The organism is Geobacillus sp. FJAT-46040, assembly GCF_002335725.1.
In the GTDB taxonomy this organism is placed as follows: Bacteria; Bacillota; Bacilli; order Bacillales; family Anoxybacillaceae; genus Geobacillus; species Geobacillus thermoleovorans.
Map to the genome: position 1 here is coordinate 325,314 of NZ_NISS01000001.1, position 22,158 is coordinate 347,471.

24 protein-coding genes, 2 pseudogenes, 1 riboswitch and 1 other annotated feature are annotated in these 22,158 nt (G+C 54.2%); of the genes and pseudogenes, 23 read left to right on the forward strand and 3 right to left on the reverse strand.

The annotated features are described in order from the left end of the window. Positions 1 to 2: 2 nt before the first annotated feature. The 5 genes from rpmI (at position 3) to CD000_RS01745 (ending at position 2,580) form a co-directional block, all read left to right on the forward strand. Positions 3 to 203, forward strand: coding sequence for a 50S ribosomal protein L35 (gene rpmI, locus CD000_RS01725; protein WP_011232191.1), 201 nt, complete (start codon positions 3 to 5; stop codon positions 201 to 203). A gap of 25 nt (positions 204 to 228) precedes the next feature. Further along, positions 229 to 588 carry a 50S ribosomal protein L20 gene (rplT, locus tag CD000_RS01730; RefSeq protein WP_011232190.1) on the forward strand — a complete coding sequence of 120 codons (360 nt, stop codon included), beginning with the start codon at positions 229 to 231 and terminating at the stop codon, positions 586 to 588. A gap of 57 nt (positions 589 to 645) precedes the next feature. Then, the gene (locus CD000_RS01735) at positions 646 to 897 is read left to right on the forward strand and encodes a DUF1294 domain-containing protein (protein WP_047758142.1); all 252 of its coding nucleotides are present in this window, start codon (positions 646 to 648) and stop codon (positions 895 to 897) included. A 15-nt stretch (positions 898 to 912) separates the two neighbouring features. After that, positions 913 to 1,398: a dUTP diphosphatase gene (locus CD000_RS01740; RefSeq protein ID WP_011232188.1), complete on the forward strand. Its 486-nt coding sequence runs from the start codon at positions 913 to 915 to the stop codon at positions 1,396 to 1,398. 93 nt (positions 1,399 to 1,491) lie between these two features. Continuing rightward, positions 1,492 to 2,580, forward strand: coding sequence for a M42 family metallopeptidase (locus CD000_RS01745; RefSeq protein WP_011232187.1), 1,089 nt, complete (start codon positions 1,492 to 1,494; stop codon positions 2,578 to 2,580). A 28-nt stretch (positions 2,581 to 2,608) separates the two neighbouring features. Here CD000_RS01745 and sspI read toward each other — a convergent pair whose 3' ends face one another. Continuing rightward, a complete protein-coding gene (sspI, locus tag CD000_RS01750) occupies positions 2,609 to 2,818 on the reverse strand; it encodes a small acid-soluble spore protein SspI (protein ID WP_013524294.1) in 210 nt (69 codons plus the stop codon). A gap of 127 nt (positions 2,819 to 2,945) precedes the next feature. Here sspI and CD000_RS01755 point away from each other — a divergent pair, with 127 nt between their 5' ends. From CD000_RS01755 to pheT, 6 genes are all read left to right on the forward strand, one after another. Further along, entirely contained in the window at positions 2,946 to 3,689 is a 744-nt protein-coding gene (locus CD000_RS01755; RefSeq protein ID WP_096226216.1) for an HI0074 family nucleotidyltransferase substrate-binding subunit, read from the forward strand. A 128-nt stretch (positions 3,690 to 3,817) separates the two neighbouring features. Beyond that, on the forward strand, positions 3,818 to 4,342 hold the full coding sequence (msrA, locus tag CD000_RS01765) for a peptide-methionine (S)-S-oxide reductase MsrA (protein ID WP_013144533.1): 525 nt from the start codon (positions 3,818 to 3,820) through the stop codon (positions 4,340 to 4,342). Further along, positions 4,339 to 5,094, forward strand: a complete 756-nt coding sequence (locus tag CD000_RS01770; RefSeq protein WP_096224738.1) for a TrmH family RNA methyltransferase — start codon at positions 4,339 to 4,341, stop codon at positions 5,092 to 5,094. The genes msrA and CD000_RS01770 overlap by 4 nt, the downstream gene beginning before the upstream one ends. Before the next feature lie 40 nt (positions 5,095 to 5,134). Next, on the forward strand, positions 5,135 to 5,485 hold the full coding sequence (locus CD000_RS01775; RefSeq protein WP_033025969.1) for a hypothetical protein: 351 nt from the start codon (positions 5,135 to 5,137) through the stop codon (positions 5,483 to 5,485). A gap of 55 nt (positions 5,486 to 5,540) precedes the next feature. Then, positions 5,541 to 5,776, forward strand: a binding site (T-box leader). 99 nt (positions 5,777 to 5,875) lie between these two features. Next, complete coding sequence (pheS, locus tag CD000_RS01780) at positions 5,876 to 6,910, forward strand: phenylalanine--tRNA ligase subunit alpha (protein ID WP_011232181.1); 1,035 nt, start codon at positions 5,876 to 5,878, stop codon at positions 6,908 to 6,910. Positions 6,911 to 6,931: 21 nt separating this feature from the next. Continuing rightward, positions 6,932 to 9,346: a phenylalanine--tRNA ligase subunit beta gene (gene pheT, locus CD000_RS01785; protein ID WP_096224739.1), complete on the forward strand. Its 2,415-nt coding sequence runs from the start codon at positions 6,932 to 6,934 to the stop codon at positions 9,344 to 9,346. Positions 9,347 to 9,457: 111 nt separating this feature from the next. On the opposite strand, the gene CD000_RS01790 is transcribed toward pheT, so the two are convergent. Next, complete coding sequence (locus tag CD000_RS01790) at positions 9,458 to 10,381, reverse strand: helix-turn-helix transcriptional regulator (protein WP_096224740.1); 924 nt, start codon at positions 10,379 to 10,381, stop codon at positions 9,458 to 9,460. Between the two features lie 124 nt (positions 10,382 to 10,505). Between CD000_RS01790 and modA the strand changes: the two genes are divergently transcribed. The 10 genes and pseudogenes from modA to CD000_RS01835 all read left to right on the forward strand — a co-directional run bounded on the left by modA (position 10,506) and on the right by CD000_RS01835 (position 20,092). Beyond that, positions 10,506 to 11,297, forward strand: a complete 792-nt coding sequence (gene modA / locus CD000_RS01795; protein ID WP_096224741.1) for a molybdate ABC transporter substrate-binding protein — start codon at positions 10,506 to 10,508, stop codon at positions 11,295 to 11,297. Positions 11,298 to 11,345: 48 nt separating this feature from the next. Beyond that, a riboswitch (Fluoride riboswitch) is annotated at positions 11,346 to 11,408 on the forward strand. A 45-nt stretch (positions 11,409 to 11,453) separates the two neighbouring features. Next, positions 11,454 to 11,843, forward strand: coding sequence for a fluoride efflux transporter FluC (locus CD000_RS01800; protein WP_096224742.1), 390 nt, complete (start codon positions 11,454 to 11,456; stop codon positions 11,841 to 11,843). Then, positions 11,843 to 12,193, forward strand: a complete 351-nt coding sequence (gene crcB / locus CD000_RS01805; protein ID WP_013524286.1) for a fluoride efflux transporter CrcB — start codon at positions 11,843 to 11,845, stop codon at positions 12,191 to 12,193. The genes CD000_RS01800 and crcB overlap by 1 nt, the downstream gene beginning before the upstream one ends. A gap of 520 nt (positions 12,194 to 12,713) precedes the next feature. Continuing rightward, positions 12,714 to 13,166, forward strand: a complete 453-nt coding sequence (locus tag CD000_RS01810) for a MarR family winged helix-turn-helix transcriptional regulator (protein ID WP_011232174.1) — start codon at positions 12,714 to 12,716, stop codon at positions 13,164 to 13,166. Further along, entirely contained in the window at positions 13,163 to 16,327 is a 3,165-nt protein-coding gene (locus CD000_RS01815; protein WP_096224743.1) for an MMPL family transporter, read from the forward strand. Before CD000_RS01810 ends, CD000_RS01815 begins: the two co-directional genes overlap by 4 nt. 674 nt (positions 16,328 to 17,001) lie before the next feature. After that, the gene (locus CD000_RS01820; RefSeq protein WP_033010796.1) at positions 17,002 to 17,292 is read left to right on the forward strand and encodes a hypothetical protein; all 291 of its coding nucleotides are present in this window, start codon (positions 17,002 to 17,004) and stop codon (positions 17,290 to 17,292) included. Next, positions 17,285 to 17,740 (forward strand): PIN domain-containing protein, encoded by a 456-nt coding sequence (locus tag CD000_RS01825; RefSeq protein WP_158225530.1) that lies wholly within the window; start codon positions 17,285 to 17,287, stop codon positions 17,738 to 17,740. The genes CD000_RS01820 and CD000_RS01825 overlap by 8 nt, the downstream gene beginning before the upstream one ends. A gap of 206 nt (positions 17,741 to 17,946) precedes the next feature. Then, positions 17,947 to 18,042, forward strand: a pseudogene (locus CD000_RS17960) (Rpn family recombination-promoting nuclease/putative transposase); the annotation flags it as partial. A gap of 31 nt (positions 18,043 to 18,073) precedes the next feature. Further along, positions 18,074 to 19,198 (forward strand): annotated as a pseudogene (locus tag CD000_RS01830) (MMPL family transporter); the annotation flags it as partial. Positions 19,199 to 19,426: 228 nt separating this feature from the next. Beyond that, positions 19,427 to 20,092: a type 1 glutamine amidotransferase domain-containing protein gene (locus tag CD000_RS01835; RefSeq protein ID WP_033010793.1), complete on the forward strand. Its 666-nt coding sequence runs from the start codon at positions 19,427 to 19,429 to the stop codon at positions 20,090 to 20,092. Positions 20,093 to 20,234: 142 nt separating this feature from the next. On the opposite strand, the gene rnhC is transcribed toward CD000_RS01835, so the two are convergent. Beyond that, the gene (rnhC, locus tag CD000_RS01840) at positions 20,235 to 21,173 is read right to left on the reverse strand and encodes a ribonuclease HIII (RefSeq protein WP_096224745.1); all 939 of its coding nucleotides are present in this window, start codon (positions 21,171 to 21,173) and stop codon (positions 20,235 to 20,237) included. Between the two features lie 111 nt (positions 21,174 to 21,284). Here rnhC and zapA point away from each other — a divergent pair, with 111 nt between their 5' ends. Together zapA and CD000_RS01850 are read left to right on the forward strand one after the other, a co-directional pair. Next, the gene (gene zapA, locus CD000_RS01845; RefSeq protein WP_096224746.1) at positions 21,285 to 21,560 is read left to right on the forward strand and encodes a cell division protein ZapA; all 276 of its coding nucleotides are present in this window, start codon (positions 21,285 to 21,287) and stop codon (positions 21,558 to 21,560) included. After that, a complete protein-coding gene (locus CD000_RS01850) occupies positions 21,553 to 22,092 on the forward strand; it encodes a CvpA family protein (RefSeq protein WP_096224747.1) in 540 nt (179 codons plus the stop codon). The genes zapA and CD000_RS01850 overlap by 8 nt, the downstream gene beginning before the upstream one ends. The last annotated feature ends 66 nt before the right edge of the window (positions 22,093 to 22,158 follow it).

Below are 22,158 nucleotides of genomic sequence, written 5' to 3' on the forward strand. Positions count from 1 at the left end.
CGATGCCAAAAATGAAAACTCACCGCGGCTCGGCGAAACGGTTCAAAAAAACGGCCAGCGGCAAATTAAAACGCGGTCATGCCTATACGAGCCACTTGTTTGCCAATAAAACGAAAAAACAAAAGCGTCATCTCCGCAAAGCGACGCTTGTCTCGCCTGGCGATTTCAAACGCATCCGCCAAATGCTTGACAACTTGAAATAACGACCGACTATAGGAGGGAACGATTATGCCACGCGTAAAAGGTGGACCAGTGACGCGCAGACGTCGCAAAAAAGTGTTAAAACTCGCAAAAGGCTATTTCGGCGCGAAACACGCATTATATAGAGTCGCGAACCAACAAGTGATGAAATCGCTCATGTATGCGTATCGCGACCGCCGTCAACGGAAGCGCGACTTCCGCAAACTGTGGATTGTCCGCATCAACGCGGCGGCTCGCCAAAATGGCTTGTCGTACAGCCGTTTGATGCACGGCTTGAAGCTGGCCGGCGTGGAAGTGAACCGGAAAATGCTCGCCGACTTGGCGGTGAACGATCAAGCCGCGTTCGCCCAACTCGCCGACTTGGCGAAAGCGAATTTGAATAAATAACAACGATGGCCATCCTTGATCAGGGTGGCCATTTTCTTATCAAGGAAAGGGATCGATATGGTACAATACGGGATAGCGATCAACCTTCTCGCTTTTTTCGTGATGGGGGTCGACAAATACAAGGCGAAGCGCCGCCGCTTTCGCACCGCCGAGCGGACGCTTTGGCTGCTGGCGTGGTTGGGTGGAGCTCTGGGGGCAATGGCGGGCATGTACACGTTTCGTCATAAAACGCGCCATCGGACGTTTCGCTATGGTTTGCCGCTGTTGGCAGCGGTGGAGCTGTTTCTCTATTGGCGATGGATGAGGTAGAAAGGGGAGGAGAGAATGAATTGGCCTTTGCTTTACGATATGCAGCGCATGTTGGATCGGCGCATTGAAACGGAGCATGGCTTGATGGAGGAAGATTTGTTTGCCCGCAAGCAGCTCGCCTTTCTTGTGGAGCTGGGTGAACTCGCGAATGAGACGCGTTGCTTTAAATTTTGGAGCATCAAACCGCCCGCGCCAGCCGAGCGAGTGCTTGAGGAATATGTTGACGGCTTGCATTTTTTATTGTCGCTCGGGCTGGAGTGCGGCTTGTTTTATGAAGAAAACGAAGCTCCGTCGGCGGGACGGCCGCTTGTCGAGCAGTTTCTTGCCGTGTTTCGCGCCGCCGAGCGGTTCGGGGAGACGAGAGCGCGAGGGGAATATGATGCGCTGTTTGCGGAGTATTGGCGGCTTGGCGTGGCGCTCGGTTTTTCTTCCGACGACATCGAGGCGGCGTATCGGCGGAAAAATGAAGTGAACCACAAGCGGCAAAACGAGCGCTATTGATCTTTTTTTCGGGTGGCGAATGATTCATTTTGCCAATCGTCAGCCTTTTCAAGTATAATAAAAAAGTGGACAAAACCGGAAAGGGGTGCCAAGATGGCGAAGTTGGACGAAACGTTGACGATGCTGAAAGCGCTGACCGATGCGAAAGGCGTCCCGGGCAATGAGCGGGAAGCGCGCGATGTGATGAAGACATACATAGCTCCGTATGCGGATGAAGTGACAACGGATGGCCTCGGCAGCTTGATTGCCAAAAAAGAAGGGAAATCGGGCGGGCCGAAAGTGATGATCGCCGGCCATTTGGATGAAGTCGGCTTTATGGTGACGCAAATCGACGACAAAGGATTCATCCGCTTCCAAACGCTTGGCGGATGGTGGAGCCAAGTGATGCTCGCCCAGCGCGTGACGATCGTGACGAAAAAAGGCGACATCACCGGCGTCATCGGTTCGAAGCCGCCGCACATTCTGCCGCCGGAGGCGCGCAAAAAACCGGTGGAAATCAAAGATATGTTCATCGACATCGGCGCGACAAGCCGCGAGGAAGCGATGGAGTGGGGCGTCCGCCCGGGCGATATGATCGTGCCGTATTTTGAATTTACGGTATTGAACAATGAAAAAATGCTGCTCGCGAAAGCATGGGACAACCGGATCGGCTGTGCGGTCGCCATCGATGTGCTCAAGCAGCTGAAAGGCGTCGACCATCCAAACACGGTATACGGCGTCGGCACGGTGCAGGAAGAAGTCGGCTTGCGCGGCGCGCGCACAGCGGCCCAGTTCATTCAGCCGGATATCGCGTTTGCTGTTGACGTCGGCATTGCCGGCGACACACCGGGCGTGTCGGAAAAAGAAGCGATGGGCAAACTCGGCGCCGGCCCGCACATCGTCTTGTACGACGCAACGATGGTGTCGCACCGCGGCTTGCGCGAATTTGTCATCGAAGTGGCGGAAGAGCTCAACATTCCGTACCATTTTGATGCCATGCCAGGCGGCGGTACGGACGCGGGAGCGATTCACTTAACCGGCATCGGCGTTCCGTCGCTCACGATTGCCATCCCGACGCGCTACATCCACTCGCACGCCGCCATTTTGCACCGTGACGACTACGAAAACACGGTCAAGCTGCTTGTTGAGGTGATCAAACGGCTTGACGCCGACAAAGTGAAACAACTGACGTTTGACGAATAAAAACACCGGCCGATTCGGCCGGTGTTCGTCATTGTTTAACCGCCTGCTCGAGTGTTGTGAGCATCATGTCTTTTTGCTGCTCATTGGCATGCGTCCAAATGGCTTCAAAGAGGACACCGAGGCCGGGCAAATATTTTTCCTCGCCTCGTTGGATCGCATCTTCGATCGTATGTTCCAGCTGCTCTTTCGAGTTGTTGGCTACGTTGTGCATAATGGCTTCCCGCAAGTTCAAATCCATTTGTCTCACCTCATTGGCCGTATTGTACACCGTTATCGTTTGCCAATGGCGGCGGATTTATACATGGAGCGGCTCTCGTATATGGTATAATAGAGGAAAAACTAGACCGAAATGAGTGATGGCGACGATGGACGAGAAACCGCTCTATGGATTGGAACGAACGGTATTTCGCCAACTGCTCCATCTATTTTCCCGTTATGCTGATGTCATTGAAAAAGTCATTTTGTTCGGCTCAAGAGCACGAGGCGATTACAAGGAAGGATCGGATATCGATTTGGCGATCCAATTTCGAAAACCGGGAGGCCCGCTGTACCTCCTGCAATCGGACTTGGATGAACTTCCGATCATTTATCCGATCGATGTTGTTGATTACAATCAAATTCACAACGAACAGCTAAAAATGAATATTGACCAAGAAGGAAAGACGATTTTTCAAACGAACGAGCACGGGAAGGTGATGGTTACAATGAGCCGGCTGATGGATCGATTTTACGATTTCGAACGGGCGCTCTCCAAACTCCGGCAAAGTGCCGCAAGAGACGCTCAAACGGATGACCTTGTTGTTGATGCGACCATTCAACGCTTTGAATTCACGTACGAACTAGCATGGAAATGGATGAAACTTTATTTGGAGCATCAGGGATACTCTGAAGTGACGAGTCCGAGGAAAACGATTCGCGAGGCGTTTCGGGAAGGGTTGATTCAAGACGGAGAGACATGGCTTCGCATGCTCGAAGACCGCAACCGGACGTCCCATACGTATGACGAAGAAACGGCGATGGACATTTACGAACGCATCCGTACACACTATATCCCGCTGTTTGACCGCTTGCTTGACGAAATGAAACAACGGCTTGACTCAGCGACATGAGCGGCCGGCGTGCGGAACGGAACGCGCTTGGCTTTGTGAAGGAACTTGGCTTTGGTCGTGAAAGATGACAACGGCGCACATTTTGTTATAATCAAATGAAGAAACTTGACGCATGAGGTGACGACACAATGGAAAAAGCGACATTCGCCGGCGGCTGCTTTTGGTGTATGGTGACGCCGTTTGAGGAGCTTGACGGCATTTACGGCATCGTCTCCGGCTATACAGGGGGACATGTGGAAAATCCGACATACGAGCAAGTGAAAACCGGCACGACCGGCCACTACGAAGCGGTGCAAATCACGTTTGACCCGGACGTCTTTCCGTATGAGCGGCTCTTGGAGCTGTATTGGTGCCAAATCGACCCGACCGATGACGGCGGCCAGTTTCACGACCGCGGGCCGCAATACCGGACGGCGATTTTTTACCATAACGAAAAACAGCGCCAGCTCGCCGAGCAGTCAAAGCGGGCGCTCGAGGAAAGCGGGCGCTTCTCCAAGCCGATCGTGACGAAAATTTTGCCGGCCACCACGTTTTATCCGGCGGAAGAGTACCATCAAAACTATCATAAGAAAAATCCGGAACATTACAAGCAAGATCGAGCCGCCTCGGGGCGTGACGAATTTATCGCCAAACATTGGGGGACGAAGCGGTGAAGCGGATCGAATCGCCGAAAAATGCGCGCGTCAAACAATGGAAAAAGCTGCTGACAAAAAAAGGGCGCGATGAGACTGGATTGTTTTTGCTTGAAGGGTTTCATCTTGTCGAAGAGGCCATAAAAAGCAACGCGCCCCTTGTCGAGCTGATCGTTGATGAGCGGACGGCCGTCCCGCCCGGCTGGAACGTCACAGGTGTCCCGGTTACGATCGTGACCGAAACGGTGATGAGGGCGATCAGCAGCACGGAGACGCCGCAAGGCATCGCCGCAGTGTGCCGGCAGCTGTCGACCGAGCTTGAAGGCGTGAAGACCGCCTTGCTTATTGACGCCGTGCAAGATCCGGGCAATCTTGGGACGATGATCCGCACCGCCGATGCCGCTGGGATCGATGCCGTCATCCTCGGCGAAGGGTGCGCCGATGTGTACAATCCGAAAGTGGTGCGGGCGACGCAAGGGTCGCTGTTTCACCTTCCGGTTGTCAAAGGCGATTTGGCGCAATGGATCGCGCGTTTCAAGGAGCAGGGCATTCCGGTGTACGGAACGGCCTTGGAGAATGCCGTCGATTACCGCACCGTTCCACAATCGTCTTCGTTCGCCTTGCTCGTCGGCAATGAAGGAAGCGGCGTCCGACCCGACCTGCTGCGCCTAACGACAGAGAACGTGTACATCCCGATTTACGGCCGCGCCGAGTCGCTGAATGTCGCCGTCGCGGCCGGAATTTTGCTTTATTCCTTGCAGGCGGTGCGGTAAAATAGAATCGAAAATCAATAGGACAAGGGAGCGGAGACAGATGGATGGCGAACTGCGGGCGTTATTGAACGCTGTGCTCGAGCGTCTTGATGTTCAAGGGGCCTACATCGAACAAATGCGCATGGATATCGTCAAGCTGCAAGGAAGCGTGAAACAACTCGAAGACAAAGTCGATCGCCTTCAAAGTGATGTGGACGCCATGAAAAAAGACATGGACGCCATGAAAAAAGACATGGATGCCATGAAAAAGGACATGTTGGGGGTCAAAAAAGATGTCGCCGCGCTCAAGGAAGGGCAAGTGCGGCAGGAAAAAATTATGGAGCGCCTTGCCATCCGCTCGATTGAACAGGAAGCGGAAATCGATGAGCTGCGCAAAGAAATTTCGGCCTGACCTTGCCTTTGCCTACTCATTTGCGTATAATGAATAGCGACAATTTCCCATACGGACAACAACGATGACGGAGAAAAGTAGCTTGCTGTCCGCCATCCAGGGAGAAAACGCCATAGACTGGGAGCGTTTTTATGGACGGCGCAAGTGAAGTTCACCTCCTGAGTTGACACCGGGACCATCCCGACGAGGGATGTAAAGGTGTTCCGGCTTTCGGCCGTTATCGCAATGAAGTGAACAGCACGCTTATGCTGTTAACAAGGGTGGTACCGCGAGCAACAACTCGTCCCTTACCGGGGCGGGTTTTTTTTATCATCTTAAACCGAGAAGCCCCCCGCTTCTACGCGTGAGCGTAAGTGGGAGGGCGTTCAACTGAAATGAGGAGGGATTGATGTGAAAGAACGGCTGTACGAGCTGAAACGCCAGGCGCTCGAACAAATCGGCCAAGCCCGCGACTTAAAAGCGCTGAACGACGTGCGCGTCGCCTATTTAGGCAAAAAGGGGCCGATCACCGAAGTGCTGCGCGGCATGGGGGCATTGCCGCCGGAAGAGCGCCCGAAAATCGGCGCGCTTGCCAATGAAGTAAGAGAGGCAATCCAACAGGCGCTGGAAGCGAAACAAGCGAAACTGGAACAGGAGGAAGTGGAGCGGAAGCTGGCTGCCGAGGCGATTGATGTGACGCTGCCGGGCCGGCCTGTTAGTCTTGGCAACCCGCATCCGCTGACGCGTGTCATTGAAGAAATTGAAGACTTGTTTATCGGCATGGGCTATACGGTCGCCGAAGGGCCGGAAGTGGAGACCGACTATTACAACTTTGAGGCGCTCAACTTGCCGAAAGGACATCCGGCCCGCGATATGCAAGATTCGTTTTACATCACGGAAGAGATTTTGCTTCGCACCCATACGTCGCCGATGCAGGCGCGGACGATGGAAAAGCACCGCGGGCGCGGTCCAGTGAAAATCATTTGCCCGGGCAAAGTGTATCGCCGCGACACCGATGATGCGACGCATTCGCACCAGTTTACGCAAATTGAAGGATTGGTTGTTGACCGGAACATCCGGATGAGCGATTTGAAAGGGACGCTGCGCGAATTTGCCCGCAAGCTGTTCGGGGAAGGGCGCGACATTCGCTTCCGACCGAGCTTTTTCCCGTTCACGGAACCATCGGTCGAAGTCGATGTGTCCTGCTTCCGCTGCGAAGGGCGGGGCTGTGGCGTCTGCAAAGGCACCGGTTGGATCGAAATTTTAGGAGCCGGCATGGTGCATCCGAACGTGCTTGAGATGGCCGGTTTTGATTCGAAAACGTACACCGGCTTTGCGTTCGGCATGGGGCCGGAGCGGATCGCGATGCTGAAGTATGGCATTGATGACATCCGCCATTTCTATCAAAACGATCTGCGTTTCTTGCGGCAATTTTTGCGTGTGTAACAGAAAAAGGAGGAGTTGGGAATGCTCGTTTCTTACCGTTGGCTAGGGGAATACGTCGATTTGACGGGCATCACCGCCAAAGAGCTCGCGGAGCGGATTACGAAAAGCGGCATTGAAGTCGAGCGGGTCGAAGCGCTTGACCGGGGAATGAAAGGAGTCGTCATCGGTCATGTGCTCGAGTGCGAGCCGCACCCGAACGCGGATAAACTGCGGAAATGCCTTGTCGACTTGGGAGAGGACGAACCCGTGCAAATCATTTGCGGCGCCCCGAACGTCGCCAAAGGGCAAAAAGTCGCCGTCGCCAAAGTCGGGGCGGTGCTGCCGGGCAATTTCAAAATCAAACGGGCGAAGCTGCGCGGGGAAGAATCGAACGGTATGATTTGTTCGCTCCAAGAGCTTGGCGTCGAAACGAAAGTCGTGCCGAAAGAATACGCGGACGGCATTTTCGTCTTTCCAAGCGACGCGCCGATCGGCGCCGATGCCATCGAGTGGCTCGGCTTGCATGACGAAGTGCTTGAACTGTCCTTGACGCCCAACCGCGCCGATTGTTTAAGCATGATCGGCGTCGCCTATGAAGTCGCCGCCATTCTCGGCCGCGATGTAAAACCGCCGGAAGCGGCGGTCAAGGAAAACAGCGAACATGTCCATGAATACATTTCCGTGCGCGTTGAGGCGCCGGAAGACAATCCGCTGTACGCCGGGCGGATTGTGAAAAACGTCCGGATCGGCCCGTCGCCTCTTTGGATGCAAGCGCGTTTGATGGCGGCCGGCATTCGCCCGCACAACAACGTCGTCGACATTACGAACTACATTTTGCTTGAGTACGGCCAGCCGCTTCATGCGTTTGACTACGACCGCCTCGGTTCGAAGGAGATTGTCGTCCGCCGTGCAAAAGCGGGCGAAACGATCATCACCCTTGATGATGTCGAGCGGAAGCTGACGGAAGAACATCTCGTCATCACCAACGGCCGCGAGCCGGTCGCCTTAGCCGGCGTGATGGGCGGGGCGAATTCGGAAGTGCGCGACGACACGACGACCGTGTTCATTGAAGCGGCGTACTTTACAAGCCCGGTCATCCGCCAAGCGGTGAAAGACCACGGGCTGCGCAGCGAGGCGAGCACCCGATTTGAAAAAGGGATCGATCCAGCGCGGACGAAAGAAGCGCTCGAGCGCGCCGCGGTGTTGATGTCGGAATACGCCGGCGGCGAGGTCGTCGGCGGCATCGTCGAAGCGAGCGTGTGGCGCCAAGACTCAGTGGTGGTGACGGTCACGCTCGAACGCATCAACGGCGTCCTCGGCACGGCAATGTCGAAAGAGGAAGTGGCCGCGATTCTTTCGAACTTGCAATTTCCGTTTACGGAAGACAACGGAACGTTCACGATCCACGTCCCGTCGCGTCGGCGCGACATTGCAATTGAAGAAGATATCATTGAAGAAGTCGCCCGTTTGTACGGCTACGACCGCCTGCCGGCGACGCTGCCGGTGGCCGAGGCGAAACCGGGCGGACTCACGCCGTACCAGGCGAAGCGCCGCCGCGTCCGCCGCTATTTGGAAGGAGCCGGCTTGTTCCAAGCGATCACGTATTCGTTGACGAGCCCGGACAAAGCGACGCGCTTTGCGCTTGAGACGGCCGAACCGATCCGCTTGGCGCTGCCGATGAGCGAAGAGCGGAGCGTTTTGCGGCAAAGCTTAATTCCGCATCTGCTTGAAGCGGCGAGCTACAACCGCGCCCGCCAAGTCGAGAACGTCGCCTTGTACGAAATCGGCTCTGTCTACTTGTCCAAAGGAGAACACGTCCAACCGGCGGAAAACGAGCGGCTTGCCGGCGTTCTCACCGGCTTATGGCACGCCCATTTGTGGCAAGGCGAGAAAAAAGCGGCTGATTTTTACGTCGCCAAAGGCGTTCTTGACGGGTTGTTCGACTTGCTTGGGCTGTCCAAGCGCATCGCGTACCGCCCGGCGAAACGCGCCGATTTGCATCCCGGACGGACGGCGGAGATTGCGCTTGACGGCAAGGTGATCGGCTTTGTCGGCCAGCTCCATCCAGCCGTGCAAAAAGAGTACGATTTAAAAGAAACGTACGTCTTCGAGCTCGCCTTGGCCGAGCTGTTGAACGCCGAAAGTGAAGCGATCCGCTACGAGCCGATTCCGCGATTCCCGTCCGTCGTGCGCGACATTGCCTTGGTCGTCGACGAAAACGTCGAAGCTGGCGCCCTCAAGCAAGCGATCGAAGAAGCCGGGAAACCGCTTGTCAAAGACGTCTCCCTCTTTGACGTCTACAAAGGTGACCGCCTGCCGGACGGGAAAAAATCGCTCGCCTTCTCGCTCCGCTACTACGATCCGGAGCGGACGCTCACGGATGAAGAAGTCGCCGCCGTCCACGAGCGGGTGCTCGCCGCGGTCGAGAAACAATTTGGCGCGGTGCTGCGCGGGTAAAACGAAAAGCTGTTCCGAAAGCGATGGGCTTTTGGAACAGCTTTTTTTGATGAGAGCTCGTTTTCAAACAGATTCAGAAAACGAAGGATGCTAACAAAGGTGGATGCCCTGTCAGCCGCGTTCAGCTATAATGCGCCCGGTTTGCGACACATCGTACCCGCCGAGCGCTTCGAGTTCGGCGCGGAACGAATCGGAGCGGAGCACGTCGAGCACGGAAGCGATGAGCGATTCATTCTCCGGCGTCCGCAGCATGACGACATCATACTGTTCGTTCATTAGCGGAATGAACTCGACGCCGGCCATTCGCGCCACCTTTTCCGTGCCGATGCCGACATCGGCGAGACCTGACGCCACCGCGGAGGCGACGCTCAAATGGCTTGTTTCCTCGCGTTCATAGCCGCGAATGGCGGACGGCGACAATCCATGCAGGCGCAGCTGTTCATCTAACAGGACGCGCGCCCCGGCCCCTTTCTCCCGATTGACGATCACGACGTCGCTCCTTCCTAAGTCGTGCCACGTTTGAATGCTGCGAGGATTGCCTTTTGACACATAAAATCCAATCGGCCGGCGCATGACGTTCACCATGATGTACGCATGGCCTGTCAACAGCTTTTCCACATACGGACGGTTGTACTCGCCTGTCTGCCCGTCAAACAAATGCACGCTGACGATGTCGCATTGCCCTTTATACAGGGCGATCAGCCCATTGAGGCTGCTCGTGTAGGTGCGGAGCGATTGATAAGGGCCGTTTTTTTCCAGATGGACGCCAAGCAAATCGAGCGCCGCATCTTGGCCGCTGATGATAATGGGGCGAACGGCGGCTTCGACCGGCCGTGAAACGGCGGAAGAAACGGGGCTTGTCTCCCCTTTTTGCCCGTCGATGTACCGGCGAAGATCATCCGCGGTAATCCGCATTTGCCGCCCGACGCGAAAGGCGGGCAGCTTCCCTTTTTTCACTAAATCGTACACCGTTAGTTTGGACACTTTTAATAAGGAAGCGATTTCTTCAATCGTGTATGACTGTGGCTCCGTCATCATGCCATCCTCCTTTCTTTCATTGTAGCGCAAAGAACGCATGGGGAAAAATTTTTCTTTCCTAACTACTTATTATTATTTATAATTAGATATAATTACATATAAAAAGATAAGGGGGAGACAGATGCGAAAAATCGCATGGCTTGCCGCATTGCTCTTGCTGTTCGGCTTGTATGGCTGCGACAGCGGCTCAAAAGAGGGGAAGGGGCAAACGAAACCGGCGGATAAAGTGGAGCTCACCGTCTCCGCCGCCGCCAGTCTGCAAGAAGCGCTGGAAGAAGCGAAAACGGCGTTTGAACGAAAGCACCCGAACATCCGCATCCAATATAATTTTGGCGCGTCGGGCGCCTTGCAAAAACAAATTTCCGAAGGGGCGCCGGTCGATCTCTTTTTCTCCGCGGCTGCCGAGCCATTTGAGGAACTGAAAAAGGAAGGGCTGATCGATTCCAAACACGAAAAAACCGTGCTCGCCAACGAGCTGGTGCTCATCGTTCCGAAACAAGGAGAAGAGGCGATTCGGTCGCTCGATGACATCACCCGCGCCAAACGAGTGGCGATCGGCATCCCCGAGTCGGTGCCGGCCGGCATGTACGCCAAACAAACGTTGGAGAAGGCGGGGTTGTGGGAGCAGGTGAAAGCGAAGCTTGTTTACGCGAAAGACGTTCGTCAAGTGCTGACGTACGTAGAAACCGGAAACGTCGACGCCGGGTTTGTGTACCGGACGGACGCGCTCGTGTCGGACAAAGTCAAGATCGCCGCCTCCGTGCCAAGCGGCATGCACGACCCGATCGTCTATCCGCTTGGTGTTGTCAAGACGAGCAAACATCTCAAGGAGGCGCGGGAGTTGTATGATTATTTGACGAGCGAACAAGCGCTCCAAATATTCGATCAACACGGGTTCCGACCAAGCCGTTGAATCTGCTTCCCATTGGGAGGGGATATATGGTAAAATAAAGGCGATGCCAATCGAATAGGCGATGGAGTTCGCCATAACCGCCGGCTTCCGGCTGATGACTCCTGCTGCAAATTGAAGCGGCAGGAGTCTGTTTATTTTACGAAGGAGGGGTCCTTATTGGTCTATCTCGCCGTCGGCGCAGCCGGCATGATCGGCGCGCTTGTCCGCTATGGCTTCGGTTTGGTTGTTCCCGCCGCCGCCGTCGGCGGCTTTCCGCTCGGGACGCTTTTCATCAACTGGACAGGCTCGTTTTTGCTCAGCTGGTTCACCGTGATGTTCACCCGCCGCCCCGCGTGGCCGCCATGGCTGAAAACAGCCGTAACGACCGGGTTCGTCGGTTCGTATACGACGTTTTCGACGCTTAGCGTTGAATGTGTGGAATTGATGGAACAAGGGCGCTTTGGCATGGCGGCCGTTTATATCGCTGCCAGCCTGTTTGGCGGGTTGCTCGCCTCATGGGCTGGATATGCCGCCGCTCAACCGGAACGGAAGGAAGGGATTGGATAATGTACGCACCGCTGTTTGTGGCGATCGGCGGTTTTTTCGGCGCCATGGCCCGCTATCTCGTCAGCCGCTGGGCGGCTCGGCGTTCGCCGCGTTTTCCCATAGGGACGCTCATTGTCAACTTGCTTGGGTCCTTCTTGCTCGGCTGGCTCGCCGGAAGCGGCGCCGCCGATGCCGCAAAACTGCTTGTTGGCACGGGCTTTATGGGCGCGTTCACCACGTTTTCGACCTTAAAATGGGAAAGCGTGCAAATGATGCAGCAACGCCAATGGGCGAAGGTTGTCGTTTATTTGGCGGCTACGTATTTGTGTGGCGTGTGGCTCGCGTGGCTTGGCTATCACGTGGGGCGGTGACCGCAGCGCCGAAAAACAAGCATTGTTTCTTAATTAGTTGATTGTGAAAAAGAACGTTCTTGGCTTGCTTTTAGAGGGCTGGTGATTGAATGAAAAATGTGAATCAACAACAGTGTTTTTCAATTTGATAAGCCTTGTAAAATCTGTTTTTCTCTTTGATCAAAAATGACCGGCTTGATGCAGCGCCAGTCCGGCGCTCAGCACGGCGATGAGCAAAGCCGTGCGGCGTTTCGATTGGAACATCGTTCTCCTTTCCCTCTTCAGATGATTTTGTCATCTTTATCGTACAAGCTGGATGTTAAGTGTTCGTGAATGCCATGTAATCGTTTTGAAAACATTTCCTTATTATTCGAATGGGGCGACAGAATGGGTTCTCTTTTGCCAACATTCCTCGTTGACTTTTTCTTTTTTCCTTGGTATCGTTACTAATAGTTCAACAGTTGAACTAAATGGACAAATGCCGCCGTGCAAGAGACCATCTGGTTGATTGTGCAATCATGAAACAAACGGAGGTGAATCAATGCCGGGACGAAACATCGATGAATGGATTGACCGCTATTTGTCCGTGTCGTTTCTCGTGATGAAACGCGGAGCGGCGCTTGTCAAAGGCAGTCTTTGCGAAGAGATGACGCACGATCAATATTATTTGCTTCGCTACATCCGCAGGCGGGGGGCGTGCACGTCAACGGAGCTCGCTGCGATGTTTGGCGTGAACAAAAGCGCGGTGACGGCGATGACAAATCGCCTCGTCGACAAAGGCTGGCTGCGCCGCGACCGTGACGAGAACGACCGGCGCGTCATCGTCTTATCGCTGACGGAGCAGGGGGAAGCATGGGTAGAGGAAATGGACCGCAGCGTCTATCGGCTCGTCGAAGAAGTGATCGCCCGCTTTCCAGAGGAGGAGATCGAAACGTTCATCCGTACGTATGAACGGTTGGCCCGCGTGCTGCAGGAGGTGGAAGAAGCGAAATGAGGGCGATGATCAAAGGAAGATGGTTTGTGCTTGCGGCGTGGATCATCATGGCGGCGGTGCTTGTGATGACCGCGCCGAACATGGGCGAGCTTGTCAGGGAAAAAGGGCAGCTGAGCGTGCCGGACGGCTACTCGTCGTCATTGGCGGCAAAATTGATCAAAGAGGCAAACGGCCAGGAAAACAAACAAAATGAACGATCCGCGGTGCTTGTCTTTTACCAAAAAGGCGGGCTGACGGCGGACGATAAAAAAGAGATTGAACGGGCGGTAAACGCGCTCGAAAAGAAAAAAGAGGAACTTCATGTCACGAACATCGTCTCGCCGTTTGCCAACCGGGAGCTGGAAAAAGAACTCATCTCCAAAGATGGAACGACGATGCTCATTTCCGTCAGCATCGACCCGGCCGGGCGGACGGCGAAGCAATTGACCGACGCCCTGTATAAAGCGGTCGATGGCGTCAAGGTCGAGCATTATTTCACCGGCGGCTGGATGATCGATGAAGATGTCGTGACGAGCTCGCAGGAAGGCGTGAAGAAAACGGAAGGGATCACGGTCGTCTTTATTTTAATTGTGTTGCTCGCCGTGTTCCGCTCGCCGGTGGCGCCGCTCATTCCGCTGCTCGCGGTCGGGGCGACGTATGTCGTCTCGCAGTCGGTCGTTGCGTTTTTAGTAGATAAAGTGAATTTCCCGCTGTCGACGTTCACGCAAACGTTTTTAGTCGCGGTGTTGTTTGGCATTGGGACCGACTATTGCATTTTGTTGCTGAGCCGGTTTAAAGAAGAACTGGCGAAACGCGGCGATCGGGTGGAAGCGATCGTCGCCACGTACCGGACGGCTGGGAAAACGGTGGCCGCAAGCGGCATTGCCGTCATGATCGGCTTTGCGGCGATCGGTTTGTCGACGTTTAAGCTGTACCAATCGGCGGCGGCCGTCGCCGTTGGGGTAGCGGTGCTGCTTTTGGCGCTTGTGACGCTCGTGCCGTTTTTCATGGCCGTGCTTGGCGAGAAGCTGTTTTGGCCGGTGCGCGGAAAGCTTGAGCACGGACAAAGCCGGCTTTGGCTCGCGGCTGGACGGTTTGCATTCGCCCGTCCGCTGCTGGCGCTCGCCATCGTCGCAGCGGTAACGGTGCCGGTGCTCGTGACGTACGATGGCAAACTGTCGTTTGATTCCATGGAAGAGATCGGCGATCATTACCGTTCGGTCAAAGCATTTCGCATCATCGCCGATCATTTCAATCCGGGAGATGCCATGCCGACGCAGGTGGTATTGAAAAGCAAAGAGCCGCTTGATTCGGAAGAAGGGCTGGCGTTGATTGAGAAAATGAGCCGTGAGATCGAAAAAGTTGATGGCGTGGCGAGCGTCCGCTCGGCGACGCGTCCGACGGGAGAGCCGATTCAGGAGCTGTATGTCACCGAACAGGCGAAACAGCTGAAAAGCGGCCTTGGCGCCGGCAAAGAGGGCATTGAGAAAATCGGCGCCGGCCTTGAGGCGGCAAGCCAAAAGTTGTCCTCGTCCGCTCCGCAGCTGAAGCAGGCGTCATCCGGCGTCGGCCAGCTCGTCTCCGGAACGGAGCGGCTTGAAGACGGCCTGCGCCAGCTGCAAACCGGTCTCAGTCAAATTGAACAAGGGGTGCGCCGGGGAGCAATGGGCGCCGGCGAGCTGAAAAACGGCTTAGTGACGCTTCGCGACAATGCGAAAAAGCTGCAGGAAGGCGCCACGCAGCTGCTTGACGGCTACAAGCAGGCGGAACAAGGACTGTCGGCGCTAAGCGGCCAGTACCGGCAAATCGAAGCGGGATTAAAAGCTGTCGCCGCTCAGCTTGCCGCCGTGCAGACGATGCTCGGGCAAGTCGAACAGTCGCATCCGGAACTCCGTCAAGATGGACAATACCAACAAGCGAAAATGACGGTCGCCGCCTTGTCCGGCCAGACGAAACAAATGGCGGACGGACTCACGCAATTGAACGGGGCGCTTGAGCAGGCGCGCGCCGGTTTGGCGAAAGCGAACGAATCGTTCGCCCAACTCGCGGCTGGTCAAGCGGCGGTCAACGGCGGCTTGGATCAAGTCATTGCCGGGCTTAGTGAGCTCGAAGCCGGATTGACGAAAGCGGCCGACGGCCAGAAACAGGCGGTTGACAAATTGCCGCAATTCTCCCGAGGGCTTGAGCAAGTGAACGGCGGCCAGCGCCAATTGCTTGAGCATTTCTCCGCGCTTGGCGGCCAGCTCGGCCAGCTTGTAAATGGCTTGGACCAAAGCGCGTCCGGCCTTCAAAAAGTGGCGGATGGCCTCGGAACGGCGGAAACGTATTTAGCCGATTTGTCATCGGCCCCGGAGAAAGAAATGGCCGGCTGGCACATGCCGAAAGAGGCGCGCGAAAGCAAAGACTTTGCGCAGGCGAAAGACGCGTATATGTCGAAAGACCGCCGCATCGTGACGTTCGATGTCATTTTAAAAGAAAATCCGTATTCAACATCGGCGCTCGGCCGCATCGATGACATTCGCGCCGCGGCCGAACGGGCAGTGAAAGGAACGAAGTGGGAAGACGCGACGATCGCTGTCGGCGGCGTCACAAGCACGTACGCCGATTTGCAGGCGATCTCAAACGCCGACTATAAACGGACGGCCGTGCTGATGTTGATCGGCATCGCCATCGTGCTCGCAGTGCTCCTTCGTTCGCTGATCATGCCGCTTTATTTGATCTTGTCGCTCGTGTTGACGTACTACACGTCGATGGCCGTCACCGAGCTCATTTTCGTCAACGGCCTTGGCTATGCCGGTTTGAACTGGGCGGTGTCGTTCTTCGCCTTTGTGTTGCTGTTGGCGCTTGGCATCGACTACAGCATCTTCCTGATGGATCGGTTCAACGAATACCGCGGCCGGTCGGTGAAGGAAGCGATGCTGTCGGCGATGAGCCATATGGGGACGGTCATTATCTCCGCCGCCGTCATTTTAGGCGGAACGTTCGCCGCGATGTATCCGTCCGGCGTCTTGTCGCTCTTGCAAATTGCGACGATTGTGCTGACGGGGCTTCTCCTTTACGCCCTCGTCGTCCTGCCGCTCTTCGTGCCGGTCATGGTCCGCACGTTCGGTCGCGCGAACTGGTGGCCGTTCCGGCAGCCGGTGAGTGAAGCGGACGGACTGGAACAACAAAAAATCAGTTAAGATGGCGAGCCAACGCCGCTCCCATATGGCTGAGGGAACAGCGTTTCTTTTTGATAATGAATGGAGGACTGCAAGCAGGTCCAAAGATCCAACCAAAATCGATGCCGCTTAAAGCCTGCCCCTACTTGATGGAATATATGTTCTGTTTTAGTTTGATGCAAGAGGAAAAGCGATAGGAAAAGACAACAATTCACCCGTGGTGCTAGTTGAGCGCTAGCGCTCAACTAGCCCTAGTGTGACAAGTGAATACGTCTACAAATATGTCATCTAGTGCCACTTCAATCCCTGCAATCGAGATACTTGTTCATTAGGACAGAGAGTACCGTTACCGTGGGGAGAATAACTGCTTTATGCTATTTCAACTTCTATACTTGCTTATTATTACGTTTTTGTTGTATGCGCTTATTGAACGAAAAGGGAAACCGCGAGAAAAGGTACTATTTTACACATGCATTTTCATTCTTTTATCCATATAAGTTGAAATTTTGTTTTACATCCAACTGATTCCCCGCCGTGCTACACCGTATCAGCTCGTATCGAGATGAAAACGGAAACGAAAAATTCGGAAATTCTTTATTGCAACTTATATATTTGGAAGAATGCGTCTATATTTTTGATATACTTGGTTGGTGTTGAATGGTATAATAAAAATATACAGAAATCGAGGGATAGCAATGGGAAATGTAGACATTTTAAAAAATCATAATGAAGATGAGCGCCACGACTACGTGCATATTTTTCAATTAGTTAAGCGGGCGTTACAGGAAGCGAATTTATTGCAGTTGACTGTTATTGAAGAACAAACAGATAAATTGATCGTGAAGCCGAAACCGTTGAGTACCGAGGATAAAGTGAAAGCTTTTGAAAGCTTAGCAGGTAGTGCCGTTCTCGCTGGTGAAAATGTAAAAGAGTTGCTTAAGATGGCTAATCGGGAAGAAGAATGGAGGAATAATGAGCTTGAGTAATATCGCACTTATTGATAATAACATTTATGTTTGTCATTATTTGGGCTATGAGCCAGTGAAACACCTCTTCACCCAACTGTTAAACGATGGTTTTGAAATCGCAATGTCTAGCGTTGTTGCGATGGAGTTTCTTTCATATGAAAAGGTAGAAACGAACGAAGCCATTCGTCATAAGCGATACAGCTATATTCGGGCATCAACGCTATACAACGTGGACTTCGAAATAGCAGAAAAAGCAGCGGAATTACGAAGAAAATGTAAGATGGAAACCGGAAAAACATTAAAAGCAGGGGATGCGCTTATTGCTGCTACAGCGATTGCAAAAGGAATGACATTGTTTAGCAATAATGATAAAGATTTTGTACGTTTGCAAAAATGGGGATTGAATTATGTGAATCCTATTCAAGATCCAGAAGACTTGCAAAAATTTCTTAATAAGCTGTTATAAGACCGTTGCAATTCATTTAGACCTTTTTCGAAACATGGGCATGATGCTGTCTTCTAATTCAATGTCTTTGTCACGCAAGCTTTTTGCGATGGTGAGTTTTTCAAAGAAACATTATACTCTCCTATGCTCACCGATCGTTCTCTCCTTACTTTTCCTTACAAACCCATATTTCTACATTTGCATTTCTCTTCTTCCTTCAGTATAGTATGTCAGAACGCCTGTTGTACTATTGGGCGCGGCTGTTTTCGTCCTCTCTTTTGCAAGGACAACGGTATGCCGCACTTCCACCGACGATTATGATCGTCATCCTGGGCGTGACAGGCACGTATCTTAGCGGCGATCAACGGCGGCTTGGACCGGATCATCGCCGGGCTTTCGGAGCTCGAAGCCGGGTTGACGAAAGCGGCCGACGGCCAGAAACAGGCGGTCGACCAATTGCCGCAATTCTCCCGAGGGCTTGAGCAAGTGAACGGCGGCCAGCGCCAATTGCTTGAGCATTTCTCCGCGCTTGGCGGCCAGCTCGGCCAGCTTGTAAACGGCTTGGACCAAAGCGCGTCCGGTCTGCATAAAGTGGCGGACGGCCTCGGAACGGCGGAAACGTATTTAGCCGATTTGTCATCGGCGCCGGAGAAAGACATGGCTGGCTGGCACATGCCGAAAGAGGCGCGCGAAAGCAAAGACTTTGCGCAGGCGAAAGACGCGTATATGTCGAAAGACCGGCGCATCGTGACGTTTGATGTCATTTTAAAAGAAAATCCGTATTCAACATCGGCGCTCGGCCGCATCGATGACATTCGCGCCGCGGCCGAACGGGCAGTGAAAGGAACGAAGTGGGAAGACGCGACGATCGCTGTCGGCGGCGTCACAAGCACGTATGCCGATTTGCAGGCGATGTCGAACGCCGACTATCGGCATACCGCGGTGCTTATGCTCATTGGCATTGCCATCGTGTTGACGGTGCTGCTCCGTTCGCTGATCATGCCGCTCTATTTGATCTTGTCGCTCGTCCTGACGTATCACACATCGATGGCCGTCACCGAGCTCATTTTCGTCAACGGCCTTGGCTATGCCGGTTTGAACTGGGCGGTGTCGTTCTTCGCCTTTGTGTTGCTGTTGGCGCTTGGCATCGACTACAGCATCTTCCTCATGGATCGGTTCAACGAATACCGCGGCCGGCCGGTGAAGGAAGCGATGCTGTCGGCGATGGGCCATATGGGGACGGTCATCATCTCGGCCGCCGTCATTTTAGGCGGAACGTTCGCCGCGATGTATCCGTCCGGCGTCCTGTCGCTTTTGCAAATTGCGACGATTGTGCTGACGGGGCTTCTCCTTTACGCCCTCGTCGTTCTGCCGCTGTTTGTGCCGGTCATGGTCCGCACGTTCGGCCGCGCGAACTGGTGGCCGTTTCGGCAGCCAGTGAGCGAAGTGGATGGTCTGGAACAACAAAAAATCAGTTAGGAAGGCGAGTCAACGCCGCTCCCCGCATGCTGGGGGCGGCGTTCTTTTTCAGGAGAGCTGGCACGATGCCGCCTCTCCTCATCAACGAAATATAGGTGCTCGTTGCTTGATCGTCCGCCAGCGATTCATTCCTTTTCCATTTCACAAAGCATATTTTTTCCTCTTTTGCCCAACATAAAGTATGATGAGTAGTAGAGAACATTCCAAAACCTAAAGGAGGGCTGCCGCATGACGAAACGAGTGCTCATGGTGGTGACGAACCATACGACGATCACCGACGACCATAAAACCGGGCTTTGGCTTGAGGAGTTTGCCGTACCGTATTTGGTATTTAAAGAAAAAGGGTATGACGTGAAAGTGGCGAGCATTCAAGGCGGCGAGGTGCCGCTTGACCCGCGCAGCATCAATGAAAAAGACCCGTCTTGGGCGGAGGCGGAAGCAGTGCTGAAGAACACAACACGTTTAAGCAAGGACGATGCACACGGGTTTGACGCCATTTTCCTTCCCGGTGGACACGGGACGATGTTCGATTTTCCCGACAATGAAACGCTGCAATACGTCTTGCAGCAGTTTGCCGAAGACGGGCGCATCATCGCCGCTGTCTGCCACGGTCCGTCAGGGCTGGTGAACGCCACATACAAAGACGGCACGCCGATTGTGAAAGGAAAAACGGTCACGTCATTTACGGATGAAGAAGAGCGTGAAGTCGGGCTTGATGTGCATATGCCGTTTTTGCTCGAGTCGACGCTGCGCCTGCGCGGTGCAAATTTCGTCCACGGCGAGAAATGGACCGATTTCTCGGTGCGCGACGGTAACTTGATCACCGGGCAAAATCCGCAATCAAGCCGAAGCACGGCGGAAAAAGTCGTCGCCGCGCTGGAAGAGCAGGCGTGAGCGATAAAGGCTGAATGTGCGGCAAAGGGGTGTCCCAAGAGAACGGGGCACCCTTTCTTCATGACGGGATGCAGGGACACACATATTACCCGTGGTGCTAGATAAACTCAAACAAACATCATTGTTCATCAATTCCACTCCTTCACTTCCGGCGCTTGGCGATGGCAAGCGCCTTTTTCGTATTGGCGAAATGAAGCTTGGCGCACGCCGCGAGCGCTTCTTCCCCCCGCGCGCGGATGATCCGGGCGGCGGCTTCGTCAACGATGGCGCCGGCACCTTTCGGGAGCAAAAGGCCGACGGTGCGGGATAATCGCTCCATCTCTTCTAAAAACACATAGCGGGCGATGATCGAGGCGGCGGCGACTGATACGTGGACACTTTCCGCCTTGGGAAGGCAGTGCACCCGCTCGCGGATAATGCGATCTTCATCGGAAAGGTAACGGAAATACGAATCCTGTTTTAAAAATTCGTCGATGATGATTGCTTCTGGTTCGGCGGGCGCGATGGCGTCAACGAGTTTCGCGAGCGTCCGGTTGTGAAGCAGCGCTTTCATTTTCGTCTGCGGCATGCCGCTTCGCTGCCAGCGGTTGTATTCGGCATTGTCCAACACGGTGACCGCATGCGGCACGGTTTCCATGATGGCGGGGGCGATCCGTTTGATTGCCTCATCGTTCAATTGTTTCGAATCTTTCACGCCAAGCGCCGCGATTTTGGCGATATGCGGCCGATCCACGTAGGCGGCGGCGACGACGATCGGGCCGAAATAATCGCCGGTGCCGACTTCATCCGAACCGATGGCAGAAAGCTTCTCGAGCCTATGTTCCAATGGGGGCGAGGCGGTCTCGCTCTCCTGTCGTTTGCCTGGATCAGCCCCCCTCTTCACCATCCATTTCCCTGCCTCTTGCTCCGCCGCTTTCCCTTGAAACAGCACTTTGCCTGAGCGGTAGGCGGTGATCACGACATCCGGGCGCTTGACGGCAAACAACGCTCCGGCCGGAAGCCGGTCGGATAAGGCGTCTTGGTAGTGGGCGCGCAAGGCGTCAAGCAGCTGTTGGTCGGCTTGAATCACATAGTTTGACAACGTTCGATCGCTCCTTTATCTTCTCTATCGTTGCTGTGTGTCGCTTCTTTCCATTATACCAGCGTTCATGATATGATAAACAGTAGGATTTGGCGAAATGGGGGAGAAAGCTTGACAGGACAGCCAAAAACGCGGGTGAGCGTCCGCATCTATGGTCAAGACTACACGATCGTCGGCGCGGAAAGCCCGGCCCATATCCGGCTCGTGGCGGCGTTCGTTGACGATAAAATGCATGAATTCAGCGAGAAAAATCCGCTCCTTGATGTGCCGAAGCTGGCCGTGTTGACAGCCGTCAACATCGCCAGTGAGTATCTCAAACTGAAAGAACAATATCAACGGCTGGCGGAACAGCTGAAACAGGAAAAGGACGGGAAACAGGATGATTGATGTCGTGCTGCTGTTTGTCCTGTTGATGGGGGCGATGATCGGGCTGAAGCGCGGCTTTATTCTCCAATTCATTCATATGGCCGGGTTTCTGATCGCCTTTTTCGTCGCCTATCGCTATTATGAACGGTTTGTGCCGACATTGCGCCTTTGGATTCCGTATCCGACGTTCGGCGATCCGGAGACGATGAAGCTGCTGTTTCAGAGCACCCATTTAGACGATGCCTATTATCGGGCGATTTCCTTTGCACTTTTATTTTTTGTGGTGAAAATCGTGCTTCAAATCGTCGGCTCGATGCTCGATTTCGTCGCCCAGCTGCCGCTGTTGCGCAGCGTCAACCGTCTGGCGGGGGCGGCGCTCGGATTTGCGGAAGTGTATTTGCTCGTCTTTTTGCTTTTGTATATCGGGGCGCTCGTGCCGATTGACAGCGTGCAGGAGCAGCTGCAGCATTCGCTCATGGCGACCGTGATTGTGAAACATACGCCGGTGTTGTCGGAGATGCTTGGCAACTGGTGGATTCATGGCCGCGTCTGATGACCTGCTTGAAGGACGACAAACGCTTTCACCGATTCATGACTATGTTTGCTGGAATGTGGCCGT